At 59.2% G+C, this 19,898-nt stretch carries 15 protein-coding genes and 2 pseudogenes; 7 read left to right on the top strand and 10 right to left on the bottom strand.

Annotation, left to right across the window (positions count from 1 at the left end; translation table 11 throughout):
* Window positions 1-209 precede the first annotated feature (209 nt).
* From IP65_RS20055 to IP65_RS20040, 4 genes are all read left to right on the top strand, one after another.
* Window positions 210-1,280 carry a glycosyltransferase gene (locus IP65_RS20055; protein WP_054132818.1) on the top strand — a complete coding sequence of 357 codons (1,071 nt, stop codon included), beginning with the start codon at window positions 210-212 and terminating at the stop codon, window positions 1,278-1,280.
* Window positions 1,281-1,488: 208 nt separating this feature from the next.
* Complete coding sequence (locus IP65_RS20050; RefSeq protein ID WP_054132817.1) at window positions 1,489-3,009, top strand: phosphomannomutase; 1,521 nt, start codon at window positions 1,489-1,491, stop codon at window positions 3,007-3,009.
* Window positions 3,010-3,091: 82 nt separating this feature from the next.
* Window positions 3,092-4,258 (top strand): nucleotide sugar dehydrogenase, encoded by a 1,167-nt coding sequence (locus IP65_RS20045; protein WP_054132816.1) that lies wholly within the window; start codon window positions 3,092-3,094, stop codon window positions 4,256-4,258.
* 52 nt (window positions 4,259-4,310) lie between these two features.
* Window positions 4,311-5,102: a WecB/TagA/CpsF family glycosyltransferase gene (locus IP65_RS20040; protein WP_054132815.1), complete on the top strand. Its 792-nt coding sequence runs from the start codon at window positions 4,311-4,313 to the stop codon at window positions 5,100-5,102.
* A gap of 18 nt (window positions 5,103-5,120) precedes the next feature.
* Here the strand turns inward: IP65_RS20040 and IP65_RS20035 are convergent, their stop codons facing one another.
* From IP65_RS20035 to IP65_RS20005, 5 genes and pseudogenes are all read right to left on the bottom strand, one after another.
* Complete coding sequence (locus tag IP65_RS20035; RefSeq protein ID WP_168353304.1) at window positions 5,121-6,476, bottom strand: O-antigen ligase; 1,356 nt, start codon at window positions 6,474-6,476, stop codon at window positions 5,121-5,123.
* Between the two features lie 498 nt (window positions 6,477-6,974).
* Window positions 6,975-7,223, bottom strand: a complete 249-nt coding sequence (locus IP65_RS20030; protein WP_054132813.1) for a hypothetical protein — start codon at window positions 7,221-7,223, stop codon at window positions 6,975-6,977.
* A 210-nt stretch (window positions 7,224-7,433) separates the two neighbouring features.
* A protein-coding gene (locus IP65_RS21120) for an IS5 family transposase (RefSeq protein WP_369801322.1) occupies window positions 7,434-8,155 on the bottom strand; the annotation gives its coding sequence in 2 pieces (ribosomal slippage) (window positions 7,434-7,870 and window positions 7,870-8,155; 723 coding nt in all).
* 225 nt (window positions 8,156-8,380) lie between these two features.
* Window positions 8,381-9,366, bottom strand: a pseudogene (locus tag IP65_RS21115) (IS630 family transposase).
* A gap of 157 nt (window positions 9,367-9,523) precedes the next feature.
* Entirely contained in the window at window positions 9,524-11,188 is a 1,665-nt protein-coding gene (locus IP65_RS20005; protein WP_156306793.1) for a hypothetical protein, read from the bottom strand.
* Between the two features lie 726 nt (window positions 11,189-11,914).
* On the opposite strand from IP65_RS20005, the pseudogene IP65_RS21110 reads away from it, so the two are divergent.
* A pseudogene (locus tag IP65_RS21110) lies at window positions 11,915-12,966 on the top strand (IS630 family transposase).
* Here IP65_RS21110 and IP65_RS19990 read toward each other — a convergent pair.
* From IP65_RS19990 to IP65_RS21825, 4 genes are all read right to left on the bottom strand, one after another.
* Window positions 12,951-14,054 carry a glycoside hydrolase family 5 protein gene (locus IP65_RS19990; RefSeq protein ID WP_156306791.1) on the bottom strand — a complete coding sequence of 368 codons (1,104 nt, stop codon included), beginning with the start codon at window positions 14,052-14,054 and terminating at the stop codon, window positions 12,951-12,953. The pseudogene IP65_RS21110 and the gene IP65_RS19990 sit on opposite strands and share 16 nt — an antisense overlap.
* 330 nt (window positions 14,055-14,384) lie before the next feature.
* On the bottom strand, window positions 14,385-15,788 hold the full coding sequence (locus IP65_RS19985; protein WP_054132808.1) for a methyl-accepting chemotaxis protein: 1,404 nt from the start codon (window positions 15,786-15,788) through the stop codon (window positions 14,385-14,387).
* A 1,170-nt stretch (window positions 15,789-16,958) separates the two neighbouring features.
* A complete protein-coding gene (locus IP65_RS21575; RefSeq protein WP_156306788.1) occupies window positions 16,959-17,381 on the bottom strand; it encodes a MarR family winged helix-turn-helix transcriptional regulator in 423 nt (140 codons plus the stop codon).
* A gap of 174 nt (window positions 17,382-17,555) precedes the next feature.
* Complete coding sequence (locus IP65_RS21825; protein ID WP_168353368.1) at window positions 17,556-17,771, bottom strand: hypothetical protein; 216 nt, start codon at window positions 17,769-17,771, stop codon at window positions 17,556-17,558.
* 102 nt (window positions 17,772-17,873) lie between these two features.
* Here IP65_RS21825 and IP65_RS21820 point away from each other — a divergent pair, with 102 nt between their 5' ends.
* Window positions 17,874-18,086, top strand: coding sequence for a hypothetical protein (locus IP65_RS21820; RefSeq protein ID WP_168353367.1), 213 nt, complete (start codon window positions 17,874-17,876; stop codon window positions 18,084-18,086).
* A 547-nt stretch (window positions 18,087-18,633) separates the two neighbouring features.
* Window positions 18,634-18,915 carry a hypothetical protein gene (locus IP65_RS19980; protein ID WP_054132807.1) on the top strand — a complete coding sequence of 94 codons (282 nt, stop codon included), beginning with the start codon at window positions 18,634-18,636 and terminating at the stop codon, window positions 18,913-18,915.
* Window positions 18,916-19,327: 412 nt separating this feature from the next.
* Here the strand turns inward: IP65_RS19980 and IP65_RS21565 are convergent, their stop codons facing one another.
* Complete coding sequence (locus IP65_RS21565; RefSeq protein ID WP_156306784.1) at window positions 19,328-19,579, bottom strand: hypothetical protein; 252 nt, start codon at window positions 19,577-19,579, stop codon at window positions 19,328-19,330.
* Between the last annotated feature and the right edge of the window lie 319 nt (window positions 19,580-19,898).

The raw sequence follows: 19,898 nt of genomic DNA, 5'->3' as shown, positions 1-19,898 counted from the left end.
GGACTCTACCTCTGACTGGTAACAATCAGGGGAGCACGTCAAGTGTAGTCTCAAAGGGGGGCGCCGTTTCGCACCGGTTGTGCGGTGCAGACTTTCCGGCTCGTTGGGGCAGCGAAAAATGATCGCGGTGCACAATGTTGCAATGCGGTAAAGGTGCGACTATACGTTCGATAAGGCTGCGGCAAAGCGATGGGTGATCAGTGAGCCAAATGGAACGCCTAGATGATGCCGTGGATATTCTGGTGTTCCAGAACTATTTCTCGCCCAGCCGGCACGCCATTTTTGAAGAGCTGGGCAAGACCAAGAAACTGCTGGTTATCTACATGCAGTCGGCCAGTGATGAAGGTCGGCAGTGGACGGAAGAACTGCCAGTGCATTATTCCGCCCGGCGCGTGCCGACGCGAAAATATGCCAAGATGGTCTTTCCCGCCGGCAAGCTGGACCTTCCGGCGTCGGCGGAAGTGGCCGTGCTGGTGGACAACAACCCTACAAATATCTCAATGCTGCTTTTCGCATCTGCGGTGAGGCGCATGGCGCGCCGCACCTATCTGTGGGTGGAGCACATTCCCGATCCGTCCAAGCGGCGGGGCAAGCTGCTTTACCAGACGCTCACCTCGCGCGCCTTACTGCGGCTGGCCGGGGCTGCGGCAAGCTGGTCGGAGATGTCGGACCGCTATCTGCGCGGGCTGGGCTTTGCCGGCCCGATCCGCCGTATTCCCCAGGTCGTGCCCGCCCCCCTGGCGGACGGCCCGGATGCTGAGCCGCCGCTACGCTCCATCACCACGCTGACTCGGTTCGGCTATCTGGGCAGCAGCGTGCCGCGCAAGAACGTCGCGGCCCTCCGCACGGCGATGAACGCCGTGGTTGCGGGCGATCCGGGGTGTGGCGGCCAGTTGCACCTCGCAGGATATTCCATGCCCGATCTGGCAGAGCACGAGCAGGCCCATGGCTATGTCTCGGGCGCCGGGCTCGAAGCGTTCTTCGACGCGATTGACGTCCTGGTGCTGCCCTCGGTGATCGATCCGTGGGGGCTGGTGGTCAACGAAGCGCTGGTGCGCGGCCGCCTGGCCATTGTCTCGAAATTCTGCGGCAGCGCGGAAATCGTCGAGCAGATCGATCCGGCTCTGGTCTGCGGCCTTTCGCCTGAAGAGATCGGCGCGGCGTTGACCCATGCCCTGTCGCTCACGCCCGAGCAGGTGGCGTTGCGGCTCGCCAAGGCGCATGCGCTGATGACCGGCTTCACCGTTGAGCGGGCCGCCGCCGCCTTTGCGGAGCTTTAACGGGCCTGCACGAAACGCTCTTTGCGCCATGTGGCACCGGCCGCGTGACGAGATTGCAAGATTGCTATGACTGGCAATTCGGAAGGAACGAGAGGACGAGACCCGGATTGAAAGGCCGCCCACTCCAATGTCCGGGAAGCCGATATGGCGTCTCGAACCCCACCTGCCCCGCAGCAATGACGGCGGCCGCGACCAAGACCGAGGACCTATGACGCAGACCCTTTCCGTTTCCGATCTGATGGCCAGTTCCGGTGTCGCCTTCGGGACCAGCGGTGCGCGGGGGCTGGTGACGGCCATGACCGATCGCGTGTGCTACACCTATACCCGCGCATTCTTGCAGCACATGACTAGCGAGGGGCAGTTCGGCCCCGGCACTGCCGTGGCCTTGGCGGGAGACTTGCGCCCCTCCACCCCGCGCATCATGGCTGCTTGCGCGGCGGCGATTGGCGATGCCGAGGGCGTGGCGGTCGACTGCGGTTTCGTGCCCTCTCCGGCGGTGGCGGCCCATGGCTTTGCCCTAGGCGTGCCGTCGCTGATGGTCACGGGCAGCCACATTCCCGACGATCGCAACGGCATCAAGTTCAACCGCGCCGATGGCGAAGTGCTCAAGCCCGACGAAACCGCGATCAAGGCGCAGACCGTGGCGGTGGATGAAAGCCTGTTCGATGCTGATGGCATGCTGCTGGCGCCCCCGGTGCTCGATGCGCCGGTCGATGTGGGCACGGCATATGTCGCGCGCTATGCCGACTTCTTCGGGGCTGAACCGCTCAAGGGCCTCAAGCTGGGCGTCTATCAGCATTCGGCCGTGGGGCGCGACATCGTAGTGGACGTGGTCCGCGCGCTGGGCGCCGAAGTGATGGCGCTGGGCCGGTCTGAGCGGTTCATTCCCGTTGATACCGAAGCGGTGCGCCCCGAAGATGTCGTGCTGGCGCGCGAATGGACCGCGCAGCACGGGCTGGATGCGATCCTATCGACCGACGGCGATTCCGATCGTCCGCTGCTGGCCGATGAAACCGGAGCCTGGCTGCGCGGCGATGTGCTGGGCATCCTCTGCGCCCGCGCGCTGGAACTGGCGGCGGTGGCCACGCCTGTCAGTTCCAACTCCGCGCTGGAACTGTCGGGCTGGTTTGGCGATGTGCGCCGCACCCGGATCGGTTCGCCCTTCGTGATCGAGGCGATGAACGCGCTGCTGGCCAAGGGCGAGAGTGCCTGTGGCTATGAAGCCAATGGCGGTTTCATCCTAGGCAGCGCAGTGACGCGCAACGGCCGCACGCTGGGCGCCCTGCCCACCCGCGATGCGGTGCTGCCGATGGTGGCCGTGCTCGCCGATGCCCGTGCCCGTGGCCTCACTCTTTCGGCGCTCCAGGCGCAACTGCCGCCGCGCTTTACCAACAGCGAGCGCTTGCAGAACTATCCTACCAGCCAGAGCCAGGCGTTGCTGGCCGGGCTTCAGCAAGGGATCGAAACGGACGTGCTGGCCCGCTTAACCAAGCTGTTCGGCGATCTTGCCGGTAGCGAGGCGCAGACGTTTGACGCCACCGATGGTCTGCGCACCACGTTTGCCAGCGGCGATATCATCCACTTGCGCCCGAGCGGCAACGCACCCGAACTGCGCGTCTACACCGAAGGCGCCACGGCCGAGCGCGCCGCCAGCCTGAACCAGCAGGCCCTGGAGCGCGTACGCGATCTCGATATGTCGGCCGGCCTGCCGGAATGCCTGACGGAATGACCGCACAGCCATTGACTGGCCTGGCAGCGCGACGGAAAAGCGCCGCGTTGCCGGCTGGTGCCGGTGCTATGAGTATGACCGAATGAAGATTGCTGTTTTCGGGTTAGGCTACGTCGGCCTGTCCAACGCCGTGCTGCTGGCGCAGAATCATACCGTGGTAGCGGTGGACGTTTCGGCGCAGCGCGTAGACCAGCTCAACGCCCGCCAATCCCCGATCGTGGATGTGGAACTGCAAGCATTCCTGCGCGAGCGGTCGCTCGATCTGACGGCCACGCTCGATGCCGATGCCGCCCTGGCCGATGCTGATTTCGTGATCGTGGCCACGCCCACCGATTATGACGTGGAAACCAACAAGTTCGATACCTCGTCGGTCGAATCGGTGATCACCCGCGCGGTCGCCGCCAATCCGCTGGCGACCATCGTGATCAAGTCGACCATCCCGGTCGGCTTTGTCGACAGCATGCGGGCGCGGCTGGGCAGCGACCAAATCGTGTTCAGTCCGGAATTCCTGCGCGAAGGGAAGGCACTGCATGACAACCTCCATCCGTCGAGGATCATCGTGGGCGAACGGTCGGAGCGGGCGCGGGTCTTTGCCGAATTGCTGCGAGAAGGAGCGGTGCGCAAGGATGCGCCGATTCTCTATACCGACGCGCGCGAAGCCGAGGCGATCAAGCTGTTCGCCAACACCTATCTCGCCATGCGCGTGGCCTTCTTCAACGAGCTGGACAGCTATGCCTTAGCGCGCGGGATGGACACCCGGCAGATCATCGAGGGCGTCGGGTTGGATCCGCGGATCGGCATGCACTACAACAACCCCAGCTTCGGTTATGGCGGCTATTGCCTGCCCAAGGACACCAAGCAGTTGCTGGCCAACTATTCCAACGTGCCGCAAAGCCTGATCCGCGCCATCGTGGACGCCAACAGCACGCGCAAGGATTTCCTGGCCGACCAAATCATCGCTCGCCATCCGCGCAAAGTGGGGGTGTACCGCTTGGTGATGAAGGCCGGTTCCGACAATTTCCGCCAGTCCTCGATTCAGGGGATCATGAAGCGGATCAAGGCCAAGGGTATCGAAGTGATCATCTACGAACCAGTGATGACGCAGGATCGCTTCTTCGGTTCGCGGGTGGAGCGCGACCTGGCCGTGTTCAAGGCGGATTGCGATGTGATCATCGCCAATCGCCGGACCGAGCAACTGGCCGACGTGAACGACAAGATCTTCACCCGTGACCTGTTCGGGTGGGACTGACAACTGGCCAGGTTGCCAGCGGCATGATGCAAATGAACGATGGGGGCATGCGATGAGTGACAATGCGGCGCCAGGCGCAAGCGAAGCCGTGCTCTATCGGCGCTATGGCCTGGCTTTTTCGCAGCGGCCGCTGGGCGAGCTGGTGGACCTGGCGCTGCGCCCGGTGGCCGCGCCGCAGCTTTATTGCACGTGCAACGTCAACCACTTGCGCATGCTGCAAGGCAATGCGGCGTTCCGCGAAGCCTATTCCCGTGCCGCGCTGGTGACGGTCGACGGGCGCCCGATCCGGATGCTGGCGCGCTGGCAGACCGGCATGGATCTCCCGGTAGTGACAGGCGCGGATCTGTTCCCGGCCTTGCTCGAAAAGCTGCGTCCGGGCACCGACCGACCCTATTTCGTGGCCAGTTCGCTCGACGCGGCCCAGGCGCTGTGCGGCCAGTTGGTCGCCCGTGGCTTTGATCCGGCCGCGATTGGGACGGAAAGCCCACCTTTCGGTTTCGAGCGCGACGAGGCCTTTGGCAAGGCGATGGCCGGGCGGATCAGCAAGCTGGGTACCACGCATCTGTTCATGGGCGTTGGTGCGCCCAAGTCGGAAATCTGGGTTTCGCGCCACTTTACCCTGATGCCAGCAGCACACATCTTCTGCGTCGGCGCGGCGCTCGATTTCTCATCGGAGAAAAAGGAGCGGGCGCCGCAGTGGATGCGCAAGCTCAGCGTGGAATGGGCACACCGCATGGCGAGCGAGCCGCGCCGCCTGTTGCCGCGCTATGCCGGCGATGCCTGGCTCCTCGCGACGATCATCGCCGGCCGCAAGCTGGCGCCGGTGTTCCCGCCCCGCTCCTGAACCGGCGGGAGCGGCGACTCAGGCCGGAACGGTCACCAGCGCCGGTGGAGCGACCGCCAGGGAGGCTTCGTCCACCGCTGCATCGGAAGCGTCCGGCTTGGGCTGAGGCGCGGCCTCGGTGCCGGGGCCCTGCGGCTTGAACAGTAAAGCCGCAGCCACGGCCAAGAGGCTGGCCAGTGACATTTCCCGTACCGGGAAATCATCCAACGCGTGCAAGCCCAATTGCACCAGGATGCCCACGGCCATGATCGCCTGGGCGCGCGACTGCAGCGTGCCCTGACGGCGCAGTTCGAAACCGAGGCGGCGCCAGACCATCGCGCCGACGATGATCAGGATCGCCAGCAACACGATCCAGCCCGGCAGGCCGGCTTCCAGCGTCCATTCCATCCAATCATTGTGCGCGCGGCCGGCCATGGTGTCACGCACCACTTCCAGGCGTTCCACGGCGTTGAAGATCGGAGGAAAGCTGCCCACGCCGCTGCCGAACGGCCACACTCCGTGGATCGCCTGGATAGTGTCGAGCCAGATATCGTGGCGCGAGTCCTTGAGATCGGCAAAGCGGCTGAGAATGCGATCGATCGAAAGCAGGCCGATGGTGAGAATGATCGCAACCGCTGCCGCGCCGCCGCCGAGCGCTAGCAACAGGCCCCGGCGCGAGAAGTCTGCCCGGCTCAGCGGCCAGAGGATGATCAGGAACGTCGCCACGGCGATCGTCGACAGCGCGATGCCCGTGCGCGAGCCGGTCAGCACAATCAGCACGATCATGACCGCGCCGGTGAACGAGACGCCGGACCAGAACAGCGTGCGGTTGCGAACGCGCCCGGCCAGAGCCGTGGCGATCACGCCGCAGGCCATCAGGGCAATCGCCAGCAGGTCCGCCTCGGCATTATGGTTGGCCTGGAAGCCAACGATCACGCCGAAGTGGGAATAGCTGTACAAGGTCCAGTTGTGGCCGGCCAGATGGGTAAGCTGGAGCGCGCCGAGCATGATCGACAGCGCCGCCACTGCCACGATCGTGACGCAGAGCCAGAAGCGGCCCACCAGATCGGTCCGTGACACGCTCAGCAGGATCAGCACCGGCACGACCATCGCCAGCAGCGAGATGAACGTGCGCGCCGGCGCCATCGACCAAGGCATCCAGCTATCCGCCCGGCCGATCAGGCCCAACGAGGCGATTTCCATCTCACGGCCGGGAAAGGCGTGCCACACCAAAGGCGGCAGCGGAATGAGTTGCACGAATGGTATCAGCAGGACGAGGCCGCTGATCACCCATGCCGTGCGCGGAACCGGGATCAGCCCGTCGTTGAGACGGGGCACCACGAGCGGCAGGAGCGCCAGGAACGCGATCAGCGGTTGCAACACCATCTCGGTCATGGGGTTGCTGGTGCCACCTCCCCCCAAAACCATGGCTGCCACAAGCATTGCCATGATCACAATCACTCCTGCTTTCGGCGAGCCAAGTCGCAGCACCGCGCGGCCACGCATGGCTGGATCCCGTCCTTGCTTGCTTCGGGAGTGTCGTCGCGGTGAGGCCCCGCGATTAAGTAAGGCCGGATCTGTAGGCCGGATCGAGGATGTCTTGCTACTGGAACGGCGCCGACGAGGGTGACGCTGCGGGCGTGAAGCGGGGCTGTCTTCCACTGGAACGGTGCTCGATCAAAAGGGGGAAAGCAAGTTGGTGCTGACCATCATGTTGCGTTTTGACAGCGCCATTTCGTCGCTACAGAACATTGTAGTGGCGCGTACGTGCCTAAGCAATCCCGAAGGCGGTCGGGCTTCTGACGGAAGTAAGCACAGAGACCACGCCGTGCACAGAAAAGGCCCGCACGCAAAGCGTACGGGCCTTTTCCATAATACAGGGAATTCGGTCGCTCAGCTGCCCGTAGAGTCGCTCTTGGCGACCTCATAGACGCCCAAGCCGACCACAGCCGCAGCGGCAAGGCCCAAAACAACGCCTTCAGCACCCTTTGACTGGCGAGCGACGGGGGCAGAGGAGCGGATCAACTTCTTCGCGGTAACCGAGGCAACAGGCACCGCAGCTTGCGTACCAGCTGCTTCGGCAGTGCCTGCAACCAGCAGGGAAGCAATGACGCCGAGGGCGCCGATCTTCATGATTTTCATGGTCACAACTCCAGATTCGGCTTACAGATTTTTACTTATATGACTCGGCCTGAGCGTTCAAGGGAAATTTTGCAGTGCAAAATAGGCGATGCTGATCCGTCATCATTGATGGTCGCTTTCGTCTAAATCGGACGGTCATGAACTAAACAGCGATCGCTTCCGACATTCGTAAGGCTCCCGATAAACGGGACTAGGGTCAGGACTCATTGATTAGAGCCAGAAGCAGAAGGTTGCTGCGATGGTGATGGCCGACATGAAGGTGTGGGCGCATCGGTCGTAACGGGTGGCGATGCGTCTCCAGTCCTTGAGGCGGGCGAACAGGTTCTCGATCTTGTGGCGCTGGCGATAGAGCTGCTTGTCGTAGGCGTGCTGTACCTTGCGATTGGCAGTTGGCGGGATGCATGGGGTGATGCCGCGGCTGGCAAGGGCGCGGCGGAACCAGTCGCTGTCGTAGCCTTTGTCCGCCAGCAGTTCCTTGGCCTGGGGCAGTTGTGAAAACAGCAGAACTGCGCCTTTGTGATCGCTCATCTGCCCTTCGGTGAGCAGCATGACGATCGGCCGACCCTGGCCATCGCAGACTGTATGCAGCTTCGAGTTCAGTCCGCCCTTGGTGCGCCCGATACATCGGGAAAGAGCCCCCCTTTTAGGAGACTGGATGCCGTGCGGTGGGCCTTGAGGTGCGTTGCATCAATCATGATCCGGTCCGGCTCGCCAGCAGCGCCGGCCAGTTCGGCAAAGATGCGGTTGAACACACCAAGCCGGCTCCAACGCACGAACCGGTTGTAAATCGTCTTGTGGGGGCCATACCCCTTGGGGGCATCGCGCCACATCAGGCCATGCTTGATGACGTAGACGATGCCCGAGATAATCCGGCGGTCGTCCACCCGTGGAATCCCATGCGACAGCGGAAAGAATGGCTCAATCCGGCGCATCTGCGCCTCACTCAGCACGAACGGTACGTCCACGGTCAGCGCCTCCTCAACGCTGACCTTGAATCAACCAATCGCCGCCTGCGCAAGAAATTTAATGGGTCCTGACCCTAGCCCGCTGTGCTGCGGCGCAGGATATTAGCCCAGATCTTACCAAAATATGGGCGCACCATGAAGCGGGGGCCTTTTACCAAAGTGCACTGCTCGATACCCGTGCGCCCAATGGCGTCAGCCGTTCGACATGATCCGCCAAGGCTGGTCGACGAGTTTGTTCAAGGCGAAGCAGCAGTGGTCGGCGATATCCTCGTACGAAGAGTAGATGCGGTTTGACAGCCAGTTGTCGCGCATGAATTGCCACACATTCTCGACGGGGTTCAATTCGGAGCATCGGCGGCAGCAGAGGAATCAGGGTAATGTTGTCGGGCACGGTGAGTTCGGCCGAACCATGCTATCCGGCTTGATCGAGGAGCAAGACGGCGTGGGCGCCGGGCGCGACGTGGAATGCGATTTCCTTCAAGGTGCCTACTCATGGCCTCGCTGTTGCAGCGGGGCATCGCGATGCCAGCCCCCCTGCTCTCGGCAGGGCAGACTGCGCCAAAGATCTAGCTCGCTGCCCTGCGCTGGTCCTTTGCCGCCGAGGGGCGGGTTCCTCGCTTTGTCCAGCGGCGGGTGAGCTTGGTCTGCTGGCCAACTCGGGCTTCATCCTGCCGCCACAGCTCTATCGGTATGTATCTCGGAAGCCGCCCTTTTGATTTTTGCCAGGCGGGCTGCGAAATTTTTTTAAAATCGGCAATGTCCTCGGCACGTTGACCATGGTGACGAGGACGAGCGGACAGCTTCCTGCAGCCCGTGGCCTGCAGTTCGCGGCTCAATGTAAAGCGCGTCACCGATACGCCGAACTCATCCCAGACCCACTACCCCAGATCGACCAGACGCCAGCGCACCACGCCGTGAGCCGCGGGGATCGGCCCTGCCTCGACCTGTTCGTTCAGTCGTGCGCGCTGTTCATCGTTCAAGCGTTGCCCGGCGCCTTGCGTGTCGCCAAGTCCTCGGGACCACCCTCGTTGTATTTCAACACCCAATCCCGCACGATCTGCAACATCACGCCTGCCACCTTGACTACATCGCTCCGCCCCCCCGTCCAGGATCACCACCAGCGCCAAACCGCGGCGAACCTGATCCTCGTCACGACAGCCACGCGCAAAACGGCGCAAATCAGCCCAGGTGTAATCCGCTCAAACCCCAATCGCCGTCGCCATCGCAAGCCTCCTCAAGGTTACGCCAACGAATCATAAAATCACCGCCTTGGGAATTCCGGACCCGAGTCAGCCTCACCGCACCTTGATATTACAAATTTGTTGGTCGATTTAATTAGAGATAAGCTGCCTCCGCCTCCCAATAGAGAGTTTTGGTCGCACCTGGCGCGGCGAAATTGGCCGTAAACGAAGTCGCATTGACGTTAGTTGCGACAACTGAGGGCTTCCATGTGTTATCATTCAACGTCCAGAAGATCACTTTGGTCGGGGTTGCTGCCAGACCATGATTGATCACCACGCTGGTGTCCGTGGCACCCACGGCCACATTGCTCTGTGCCCGAAGCCGGCCGGCACCGCTTGCTGCGATATCGCTCATGTTCTTGTCTGTGAAGCGGTTGCGTAAAATGCTATTCGCGAACGGCGTATCGATCGCCTCAATAACGTTGCTCAAGCCGAAGCGCCCCATCGCCCCATTCGTGACATTTGCACCCTGTAGAAAATAACATCCTGTAAAATCTGAAGAGTTCTTGGAATAATCCTTGCCGTAAACTGCAGAACCAAAGCGCAGGAAGCTGCATCCATAAAAGCTAACGCGCGAGGTATCGTAACCATCGCCGGCCTGAACGAAGCGATTGCCGTCAAATCCATACCAAGTGTCTTCAAAAAAACAGGAGTAGTGACTTAAGCGATGAATAGCGCGGGAGTCACCGCTGGCCGAATTCTTCACGGCAACCGCACTAACCCTCCGGGCGGTGTCGTTGGGAATTCCTAGAAAATGGCATCCTCTCATGGAAAACTCGAATATCCCGTAACTGTTTCCTGGTTCTTTTTCTATCTGGACGCAAGAAAGTGGCACAATGTCTGGAGGATTGATGAGCTTTCCGATGTAGAATAGGCAATCTTCAAAATGGTAATGATCTTCATTCTGGATATTAGTCCACTGCTGCCGTATCCAGACCGCGCGGGAATTCACGTTTACCTTGCAGCGTCGCAGATAGACCCATTGCGTCCAGCGGCACTCGATGCCAGTCACGTTGCTGCTCGATCCATACATGCTTATCTCGACACTATCGATCGTGGTTTCATCGCAATAGTCGAGCGTGACGATTGAACCGGAATGCCCGTCCGCCGGCAAAAAGCCAATGGTGACGAGCTTTACGCCGATCGCCTTGGTGCCCGCCTTGGTAATGCGACCGTTGACCGTCGTGCTATCGTCGGCGAGGCCGATCATCAGGCGGGAACTGTTCTTGGCCAGAAACCGGCAATTGGCCGTGCCGCGGAGGGTCGCGCCGCTTGCAACAATGCGCTTGTCGGATGTGTAGGTGAACACGCCGGACGGCACTTCAAGTGTGCGGCCGCCCACTGCGTTTAGCCAAGCGAACGCGGCGGTCATGGCCGCCTCAGCCTGCGCATCGCTGACGCTGCCGTCACCTGGGTTGCCAAACCATGTCAAGCTAGCCACGCCCAGATTGACCGAAGCGCGCACCCAGGCGCCGGTTGAGCCCGTGGGGGCGGTAGCTGGCGGAACATAGAACGCTTGGGCGGGGTCGGCATTAATAGCGCTGCTAAGATCACTTCCCGACCAGTAGAAAGCGCCTTGCCGCCCTGGTTCCAGCAAATATGCCATCGTGGTCTGGTTAGTGCGCGCAGCCAGCGTCGCACGATCGGCGCAAGGCACCAGTACTTCCTGAACGGTACCACTTCCCTGCACGCCAACCATGGAAGCGCCTTTACCGGGAGCATTTGAAGCAAGATCCGTAGCTGAGACATAATCGACCATCTTGAATTCCTCATCCGGTTGATTTTCGAATCGCCCAATTGAATGTTTTCATAATCGCCGATAAATCTGACTATTCAAATTATGATCTGCTAAATTTTAGAAAAATGCGCCAAGGAAAATTCTTTTCTGCGGATGCGCAAACGCGCGCGATCGCTTTACGACGGGTGACGTGACCCCCAGCTTGCCGCCACCTGGGATTAGCACTACTTTGGCACATTCTGGTTTGGTGGCTCGGTACGCCGAAGTCCGCAGTGGAAGCATGGTCTATCCGGCGGCCGGGTGAACTGATCGATGATGGCTTGCCTGATCGCTGGCAGGGTTGGCTTCGGTGGCGGTCCGGAGATTCGTTTTTCTCCCTTTGGCCTGCTTGAGCCGAAGTGACTGCAGGAAGGCCGGGGCAATCATGGGCATCGGTGCACGGCGGCGCAGCGCTTTCCAGGATGACCGCCAGCGCCAAACTGCGGCGAACCAGATCCGCGTCACGACAGCCACGCATAAAACGACGCAAATCAGCCCAGGTGTAATCCGCTCAAACCCTAGTCGCCATCGCAAGCCTCCTCAGGCTTACGCCAACGGATCATAAAATCAGCGCCTTGGAATCCCGGATTTGAGTCAGCCTCACCGCGCCTCGGTATTATACCGACCTGCGCGGTGACTGACTCACGGGGGTTTCCCAAGGCCGCTGAACTCTGCCTCAATGGCGCCAGCACATTGGAGACCGGCGCCATGGGAACAGCGATTGGTTTGCGTGAGGATTTTGACGGTGCATTCCTGCGCCGATTGTCGCGAACGACGAAGCACGCGAACCAGGCGCGTCGTCTTCTGGCCCTGGCCGAAATTTACGCTGGCGGGCGCCGAAGTGCGACCGGTCGGCTCGGCGGTGTCGGACCGCAGATTGTTCGGGACTGGGTGGTGCGGTTCAACGCCCGCGGCTCTGAAGGCTTCCTGGACGGCAAGGCCCCCGGACCGCGTTCGCCGCTCAACGATGCGCAGCGCCAGGTATTGGTCGACATAGTCGAGCGCGGCCCAATCCCGGCCGTCCATGGCGTCGTGCGCTGGCGCCTGATCGATCTGGTCCAGAAGCTGGGCTCGGTGAAACTCACCGCGCGACCGCGTCACCACACCCAGAGCGAACATGCGATGGAGGCTTTCAAAAAGGGGACTACGCCGCCGAACTGGCAAAAGTCAGAGCCGCCCTCCCGAAGGGCACGCCCATAGCAATCTGGCTCCAGGACGAGGCCCGCGTGGGCCAGAAGAACAAGATCACATGGCGCTGGGCGAGACGCGGAACCAGGCCGTCGGCGCCCAAGGACTAGCGGGCGAAGTCGGCATACATCTTTGGCGCGATCTGCCCGGAGCACGATAAATGTGTCGGTCTCGTCCTGCCCTTCTGCAACACTGAAACCATGGCGCTGCACCTGGCCGAAATATCGCTCGCCGTTGCGCCGGGCTCTCACGCGGTCGTGCTGATGGATCAGGCCGGATGGCATACCACCGGCAAGCTCGAAGTGCCCAGCAACATCAGCATCATCGCGCTTCCCGCCTAATGCCCGGAACTCAAACCCATCGAAAACATCTGGCAGTTCATGCGCGACAACTGGCTGTCGAACCGCATCTTCAAATCCTACGACGACATCGCCGACCATTGCTGCGAGGCATGGAACAAGCTCGTCGATCAACCTTGCCACATTATAACCATCGGCCGCCGCAAATGGCGCGAAGGTCATGATCTATGCAGGTTGATAAAGCCTACCCGCATGTTTCAGTACTTTAAATAGCGCTGCAACAACAGAGTCTGAGGTTTGTCAACGCCGCCTACCGGATCGGCTGATCCCATGTTGTTTCCCCAAGTCCCGCCGCCTGCGAAATACGTGCCACCAATGAAGACGTCCTTATTGGACACCATGAAATGCAGCAAATCATTGAGTTCCTTGAGGGAAGGTGGCGTTGGCCCTGAGGCGAACTCCCCGATAAACACTTGCCGCTGATTTGCACGGGCCCAGTTGGTGATGGCTTGCAGAATATGCGCTCCAACCCCGGGTATAGCGTTGAGCGTACCACCGCCATATCCGCGATCAAGATACTGATGCGCATCGAAAGCGAAGTTGTTGAGCGGATCGACCATCTCCAACGTGGCCGTGGCATTGGTCGTGGTCATCCATGAATGTGCCCCCGTCCATGCGGTGCCTGAAAACAGCACTTTAGAGCGTGCCCCTGCGGCGCGAATTGCGGCGCATGCCGCATTTTGCGCCTGGATATTAGCTATGGCGCTCTGATCGTGCGGTTCGTTCATCAGGTTGTACCAGACGAGCGGATTGGGGCGGTAACGCGCAGCCATGCGGCCCCAAAAATCCGCGAACATGGCGGCCGTCACCGGGGAGCCTGCATCGGCAATGATCTGCTGGTCACGGCGGCCGTAGTCATGCGCATCAAGCAGAACAACCGCCTTGGCAGCGGTGGCTGCAGCCACGATCTGATCGAGACCGGATAGCGCATCGCTGTCAAGCGGGGCCATCACTTGAGTCTGAAGCCGATTCCACTTGAACGGCACACGAAAAACATTGAAGCCCTTGGCGAGATAATAGTGCAGATTATCCAGCGATGGCCAATTCCATCGTCCACCGATCATTGCAAATTCCGCCCCTGCAAGATTCACGCCCAAGCGGAATCCTTTTGGCGGAACGGCTGCTACCAGAGCGGCAGCCGCAGGCGTGCCAAGGGCAAGTGAGAGCGCGCTGCTCTGGATAAACGTGCGGCGGGTTTGCTGGACCATAACTGCATAATTGCTACGCGCGATGCCGCAGCGCAACATCGCATTTTGGGATGCTATTTCTTGCTGGCGCACCTGCGGGTCGGTTTGCCGCAAGATGCCAGTCTTTCTCGATTTGTTTCCGGGCGCATCCAAAGGGCAGCATGCGCCACCGTGCCCCTGCACCGTGATGCATGGAACACGAGATGAGGGACTGCCACCCAACCTGGGTAGCCCCAAGATTTCTGGGCGCGTTCGATCCTAATTTGGGAGACAGCAGGCGACGATGGGGAAGTCCAATTTCAGTGGTGAGTTCAAGCGTGATGCGGTGGCCCGGATCACGGAACGCGGATATCCGGTAGCCGAGGTCTAGCCGCGGCTAGGTGTCAGTCAGCAGTCGCTGTATGCGTGGAAGCGACAACTGGGTCGGCAACTGTCGGGCAATAGCTAAAATTCAGCCCAATCCTGGGGGCCAACAACTTTCAAAGCGGCCATGCCAGCAGATTGATACGTGGGCTTGCCGACTGGAGCGGGCGCATCACGGGTCGTAACCACGCCGAGTTCTCGATCAGGCCTATTGCTGCCGGTCGCGAAATGCTGAACGACACCGGCAAGCTCGCGCGCCTCCTGCGAGAGTGAGCGTGCGGCCGCAGTCGACTCTTCCACCATGGCCGCATTCTGCTGGATGACGCGATCCACCTCGGTCACAGCGGTATTGACCTGTTGCAGGCTGACCGCCTGGCCATGAGCGCTGCGCGCAATGTCTGCGACCATCTCGTTTATCTCGCCGACCCGGTTCACAATGCTTGAAAGCACCGTACCGGCTTGGCCCACGAGGTTTACCCCCGCAGCCACCTGCTCGCTCGACGTTGAAATCAGGGTACGGATATCCCGGGCGGCGTCTGCCGAACGCTGGGCGAGAGCGCGGACCTCGTTCGCAACGACCGCAAAACCTTTGCCGGCATCGCCGGCGCGTGCTGCCTCAACGCCCGCATTGAGCGCAAGCAGGTTCGTCTGAAACGCGATCCCGTCGATCAAGCCCACGATGCTGCTAATCTCGTTTGCCGAAGTAGCAATGGCAGCCATGGCTTCGACCGCCTGCTCGACGACCGCCCCACCAGTGCTAGCTTCTTCATGGGTCTGCGCAATCGTCTGCTGCGCCCCCGTGGCTGAATGGGCCATGGCGTTGACGCCCAGCGTGACTTGACTCAAGGCTGCTGCGGTTTCTTCAATGCTCGCAGCTTGTTGCTCGTTTCGGCGCGCCAGATCGTCAGACGCTGAATTAATTTCCGAAGCCCCGGTCATGACCGTCAGCGCCGTCTGATTCACGCTGACGATGGCTTGGGCGAGCGAAGTCACTGCGCGGTTGAAGTCGCCGCGCAATTCTTCATACGATTCGGGAAATAGAACGTCGATTTGGCAATCAAGCCGGCTGTCGGCCAGTGCACGAAGCGCGTTCTTGAGCAGGTTCACTACCTGTTCCTGCTCTTCACGAGCACAGCGAATCGCATTGGCATTGTCCCGGAAGGATGCCATCGCTTTGGTCATCCGTCCGACGCAATCGCGATACTCAGTGTAAGCAATTTCGCTTTGCGTGTCACCAATGGCAAGTGCTTCCATTCGAAGCACGGTGTTAACATAAGGCCTACAGATGCGATCGGTAGCGACGAGCGTCGTCGTGATTGTTGCAGCAAAGGAGACCAGCCCCAATCCGATCGCCACCGTACCGGACAAACCCGTAACCGCTAAAGCTGTGGCCAAGAATCCAAGACCAGAGAGGGATCCATAAACAATTGACAACAATTGGAATTTTTTACGGATCGGTGCTTCTTTTTCGAACCAATCGAGCATATGGCACCCCCAAAGGACGGCATCGCTGTGATCTTGCGCCAACTATCGACGAGCGAGATTTCGCGCCCTTCTTGGCAGGTGGCGCTCTATAGCTTGCACCAAAGGGCATACGGCTGTTTTCATAGCCCAGCGCCTTCGGTGTTAACTATTCCCCGCCCCGATCCGCCCAAATAGTTACCACACAAAGCATTGGTCTAATTAGGACATTTAAAAGTCACGCCGGCATCGACACGTTAGGGATAAGGCGTGTTTACGTGACGGCGCGGCATTCGGTGAGCGGCTAAACAGGCAAGGAGACACCGGCTGCTGCGTTGGAGATGCCAAATACAAGCCGCGGAGCTATGGCGATGGCCGAACGACGCCAATGGTCGCGCGCAGTGAATGGTCCCTAGGCGGCGTGGACCAATTCCACAGCGCCACGGCTGGAGGCAAAAACCGCCAGTTCAAGGAGGCGAGGAAGCGCAATATCGGGAATATTGTGCGACGAGCTGACGCGGAAATGGCGGTTTTTGGTCCAGCCCCGCAGGGGTTGCTCTATAAAAGGCCCTGGCAGCGTTGCTCGGCCTTGCAAGAGGGCCCACTCTTGCTTCGTCCTCGCGCCTCCCCAGGGCCTTTTATAGAGCAACCGTGGCGTTGTGGAATTTGTCCACGCCGCCTAGTGTTTTAACAGGCTGCGGAAATAGGCTCTGTCTGGCGGCCCTCATACCCCGTTGATGCGATGCACGGCGGGGCTGAGCCCCGTTGTTTCGTCTGATGCGCGCACATGCGGGCCTTTCACCTGCCATTTGGCGCGAACCGGGCGCATTTATCCTTTCGCCAGCAGCTTTGGCAGGCGCACCAGCATGGTCAACGCCGCCTCGCGCCCGCCGCCGCCAAACGGCCCAGGCTCGACAACCCTGTCGGCCGCAGTCCGGCTTTCAATCAGCAAACCGGGTAGCTGCAGGCTACTGCCATGCTTACGAGGCCATCGACCTGAGTTCCGTACTGGGCCCCATTAGCTTTTACGACCCAAAGCGCGGAAAGGTCAAATTCGCAGAGGATGTGAAGCAGACACCGTTTGCACCGATTCACATCGCCACCGAATTCCAGTCGAACTCGCCAACCCGCATTCATAATAGATACAAATAATTTTGCCACCCCTAACGTATTGGGGTGGCAAAATCGGTGAAATCAAAATTTACAAATTAAATTTGTTATTTTGTATACTGCATCTCCGGTGATTCTTACAAATGATCGCCGATTATCGTTAGGATCATCGATCCGGACGATTAAACCACGCTCCTCAAGAACGCTCAGCCATCGCAGAGCAGTCGTTGCTGGAACACAAGCAGCTGCACATGCGCTAGTAATACTAATCTTTTTCCCCTCAACTTCGGATATATACAGATCCAAAAGGATATCCCAAGCTGGATCCGCAAACATTCCTTTAGGGAATATATCATCTCTTCGGCGCCTAAAGCGATAAAAAGCCTTGGCAATCTCTTTGCAGTCTTTGAACTCCATCCATTGCTTGACGGCGTTGTCATTTGCGTTCGCCGCACAAGGTGGATTTCTCGTCGCGGACAATCCTGCGTTTTCCGACAGCAGTCCCATACCCCCCCCGCTATCTAACTTGATGGGTCACGCCCACCATGCTCGCCTCAACCATTCAAGCCCAATCCCCAGGCTTGAATGTCAAGTGAATGTTACGTTAATTTTCTGCAAGCAAGAGTCTATTACCCTTTTGGCTCAAACCTGAAGATAAGTTCCAAATAGCTGATTAAGCTTTTAATTTTTTTTGGTACTCGTGAGGGAATTCGCATTCGCCCGCTCGGGGAAGGTTAACGAAGCAATTTCTGCCACCTGTTGAGTAACAGCGTCACGCGCAAGTTCCAAATTCGCGGCCACCAAAGTCAGACGGAAGCGATCAGCAAGGGCCACAAGGCCTCGCAATGTGTCGTCGATTTCGCCGCAGACCTTGATCAGATTTTCGTCGGATTTCACCTTCGATCCCCATTGCTTCGCAAGTCAGGCAAATGGCCACAGCGACCAACCTTTGATCGCGTTAATCCACTCAGCTTAGCCCTCACTTATCCGTATGATGCGATGATCGCTGATGCAGCCAATCAGATTAGTGACGATTTGGTTACAATTATGAGCTTCGCCGGAAATGGAGGGCCACAACTCCCACCGCGCTATTTACCACGTCTTAACTTTTATCACCAATTTGGTCGAGTCTTTGGAAAATTTAAAATATTGTTACAATTCAATATTTTAAATAAATTCAAAGCACAATTTTCACGCGGCCAAGCTGAGTGACACAATTGGCTCCCACGCTGACGGCGGGCGTTTGCGGGAAGGCCCTTATGACGCTGGCCATCGATGCGGGACTTAGCTTCTGAAAGAGTCTTATCCAGAAGAACCGCGCCAACCCATCTCATTCACTGCAACAGGATGAGGCCTAAAAGTTGGCCTGATAATGCGCTAAGTGCAAGCGGTTGGTGGGATTCAAGCTTGGGATGTGGTCCAGAGCGAACCGTCAAGGGATGGTTGGAGATGGCAAACGCGCCAAGCGTTAGCCGACCGAACTGTCAGATGCTGAGCAGGAAATCTCCCAGCCATTCCTACCGGCGCCACCGAAGTCGGGGGCACAAATCAAGTGATCTGCGCGAGATGCTGCATGCCTCGGGATATCTAGTCCGCTCGGGGGCGGTTGGCGGAGCAACCCATCGACTTTCCACCGCGACAGGCTGTTCATCGGTAGCTCCCCGGGGCCTCGAACGCCGCCCGCTATTGCGCACTACCCCAACGCTGCGTCGACACTCGACCGGAATCACCAGCCCCCCCCCCGCTGCGGCAGGCCATAGTGCGCCTGCTATTTACCCATTACCCCCGCCCACACCCGAAATTCCTGACCGTCGCTGCCCCAGCCCATAAGCTGCTGCGGCGGCTCGCTCGCTGGTGGGCGTCCCTCCGTCGTACGCTGGAGACTGACGTCACAGACAGCGAATTTGCTATCCTGACGACGAAAGGAACCGATGTCATCGCCATCGACGAAACCGACGACCTTATCGCCTATAAGCGCGAGTTGGTCACGGCCGAGCTGATCTGCTGCAACATCGTAACGGGCGTCCGTAACGACAAATGACGCCGCACCTTCTGTCAGGAGGCGCCTGACTTCGACGCGGCGACGGATTGCTCCAAAGTTTGCCTGCCTTTAACGAGATGTGGCGCGATGGATTGTCCCTCGCCTTCGCCGCTAACCGCACAACCATCTGCTGTTGCAGCGGAAACGTTGCCTAAGCCGACCTCGAACCGACTCTCTGAGCACGGCCGCGGAACTCGGCAAAAACCAGCGCGGTAGCTCGCCCGCCGATTGCCCACGCTCCCATGGGACCACAACCCATAGGGCGGCAGCGAGCAGCTTTTGCTCGTTGATCGGACGAATCATAAAAGTTCGTCATTTCACAACGCGCACCTGGTCGCCCAAGCCCCGTGATCGCGCCCATGCGGCCAACGCTGAGCGTTAAAAACTGCAATAAATACAGAAAATCATCAGATTACATTATACTGACGAATAGCAGAGAAAATAGTCCAAAGAAGCTTTTCTTAGAGCCACTACCGGACGTCTTTTCTTGTGATTTCTTAGGCGATGACGAACTGCCATATGTATCATTTTCTGAATTTTTTACAGGTTTCTCGATTCTCATCGTAGCGGAATCATATGAAGAAATCTGCTGCGCATCTGCCGTGACAGGCGAGCAGATAACTAACATCACTGCGGCCAGGGCCAACTTTCCTGAAATCTTCATGAGCACCTCCTATGCGTCCCTTTAAACATTCATATTGGATATCACCGATAAGGTATTATACGTAGTGCATGAAATGTCTGATTTTGATACAGTTTTTGAAAATTGATTACCGCAAATCCGACAGAGACTAATCTCCTCCAAGGGGAACATGCTTATTTTCCACCAGAATGGCTGCTTTGGGAATGGATATTTCAAGGAGGTCTAGTCCTAGCGCCTGGCGTGAGATGAAGGCTCACACGGGTCGGTAAGCCGCACCTCGCTGGCCTTACCAGCCGAATTTATCGGCAAAGTCGGTGCCTGGGGTTACCGTTTGGGTCTC

Source organism: Novosphingobium sp. AAP1, assembly GCF_001295765.1.
In the GTDB taxonomy this organism is placed as follows: domain Bacteria; phylum Pseudomonadota; class Alphaproteobacteria; order Sphingomonadales; family Sphingomonadaceae; genus Novosphingobium; species Novosphingobium capsulatum.
Note: the sequence above shows the minus strand (reverse complement) of the source record. Positions and strands in the feature narration are given on the sequence as shown.

Excerpts from the sequence above, each read along its gene's own strand:
- IP65_RS20040 (WP_054132815.1), top strand. The coding sequence starts at position 4,311 with ATGAGTGACAATGCGGCGCCAGGCGCAAGCGAAGCCGTGCTCTATCGG.
- IP65_RS20035 (WP_168353304.1), bottom strand. The coding sequence starts at position 6,476 with ATGACCGAGATGGTGTTGCAACCGCTGATCGCGTTCCTGGCGCTCCTG.
- IP65_RS20030 (WP_054132813.1), bottom strand. The coding sequence starts at position 7,223 with ATGAAAATCATGAAGATCGGCGCCCTCGGCGTCATTGCTTCCCTGCTG.
- IP65_RS20050 (WP_054132817.1), top strand. The coding sequence starts at position 1,489 with ATGACGCAGACCCTTTCCGTTTCCGATCTGATGGCCAGTTCCGGTGTC.
- IP65_RS20055 (WP_054132818.1), top strand. The coding sequence starts at position 210 with ATGGAACGCCTAGATGATGCCGTGGATATTCTGGTGTTCCAGAACTAT.
- IP65_RS20005 (WP_156306793.1), bottom strand. The coding sequence starts at position 11,188 with ATGGTCGATTATGTCTCAGCTACGGATCTTGCTTCAAATGCTCCCGGT.
- IP65_RS21565 (WP_156306784.1), bottom strand. The coding sequence starts at position 19,579 with ATGAAGATTTCAGGAAAGTTGGCCCTGGCCGCAGTGATGTTAGTTATC.
- IP65_RS21575 (WP_156306788.1), bottom strand. The coding sequence starts at position 17,381 with ATGGGACTGCTGTCGGAAAACGCAGGATTGTCCGCGACGAGAAATCCA.
- IP65_RS20045 (WP_054132816.1), top strand. The coding sequence starts at position 3,092 with ATGAAGATTGCTGTTTTCGGGTTAGGCTACGTCGGCCTGTCCAACGCC.
- IP65_RS19985 (WP_054132808.1), bottom strand. The coding sequence starts at position 15,788 with ATGCTCGATTGGTTCGAAAAAGAAGCACCGATCCGTAAAAAATTCCAA.
- IP65_RS21820 (WP_168353367.1), top strand. The coding sequence starts at position 17,874 with ATGATCGCTGATGCAGCCAATCAGATTAGTGACGATTTGGTTACAATT.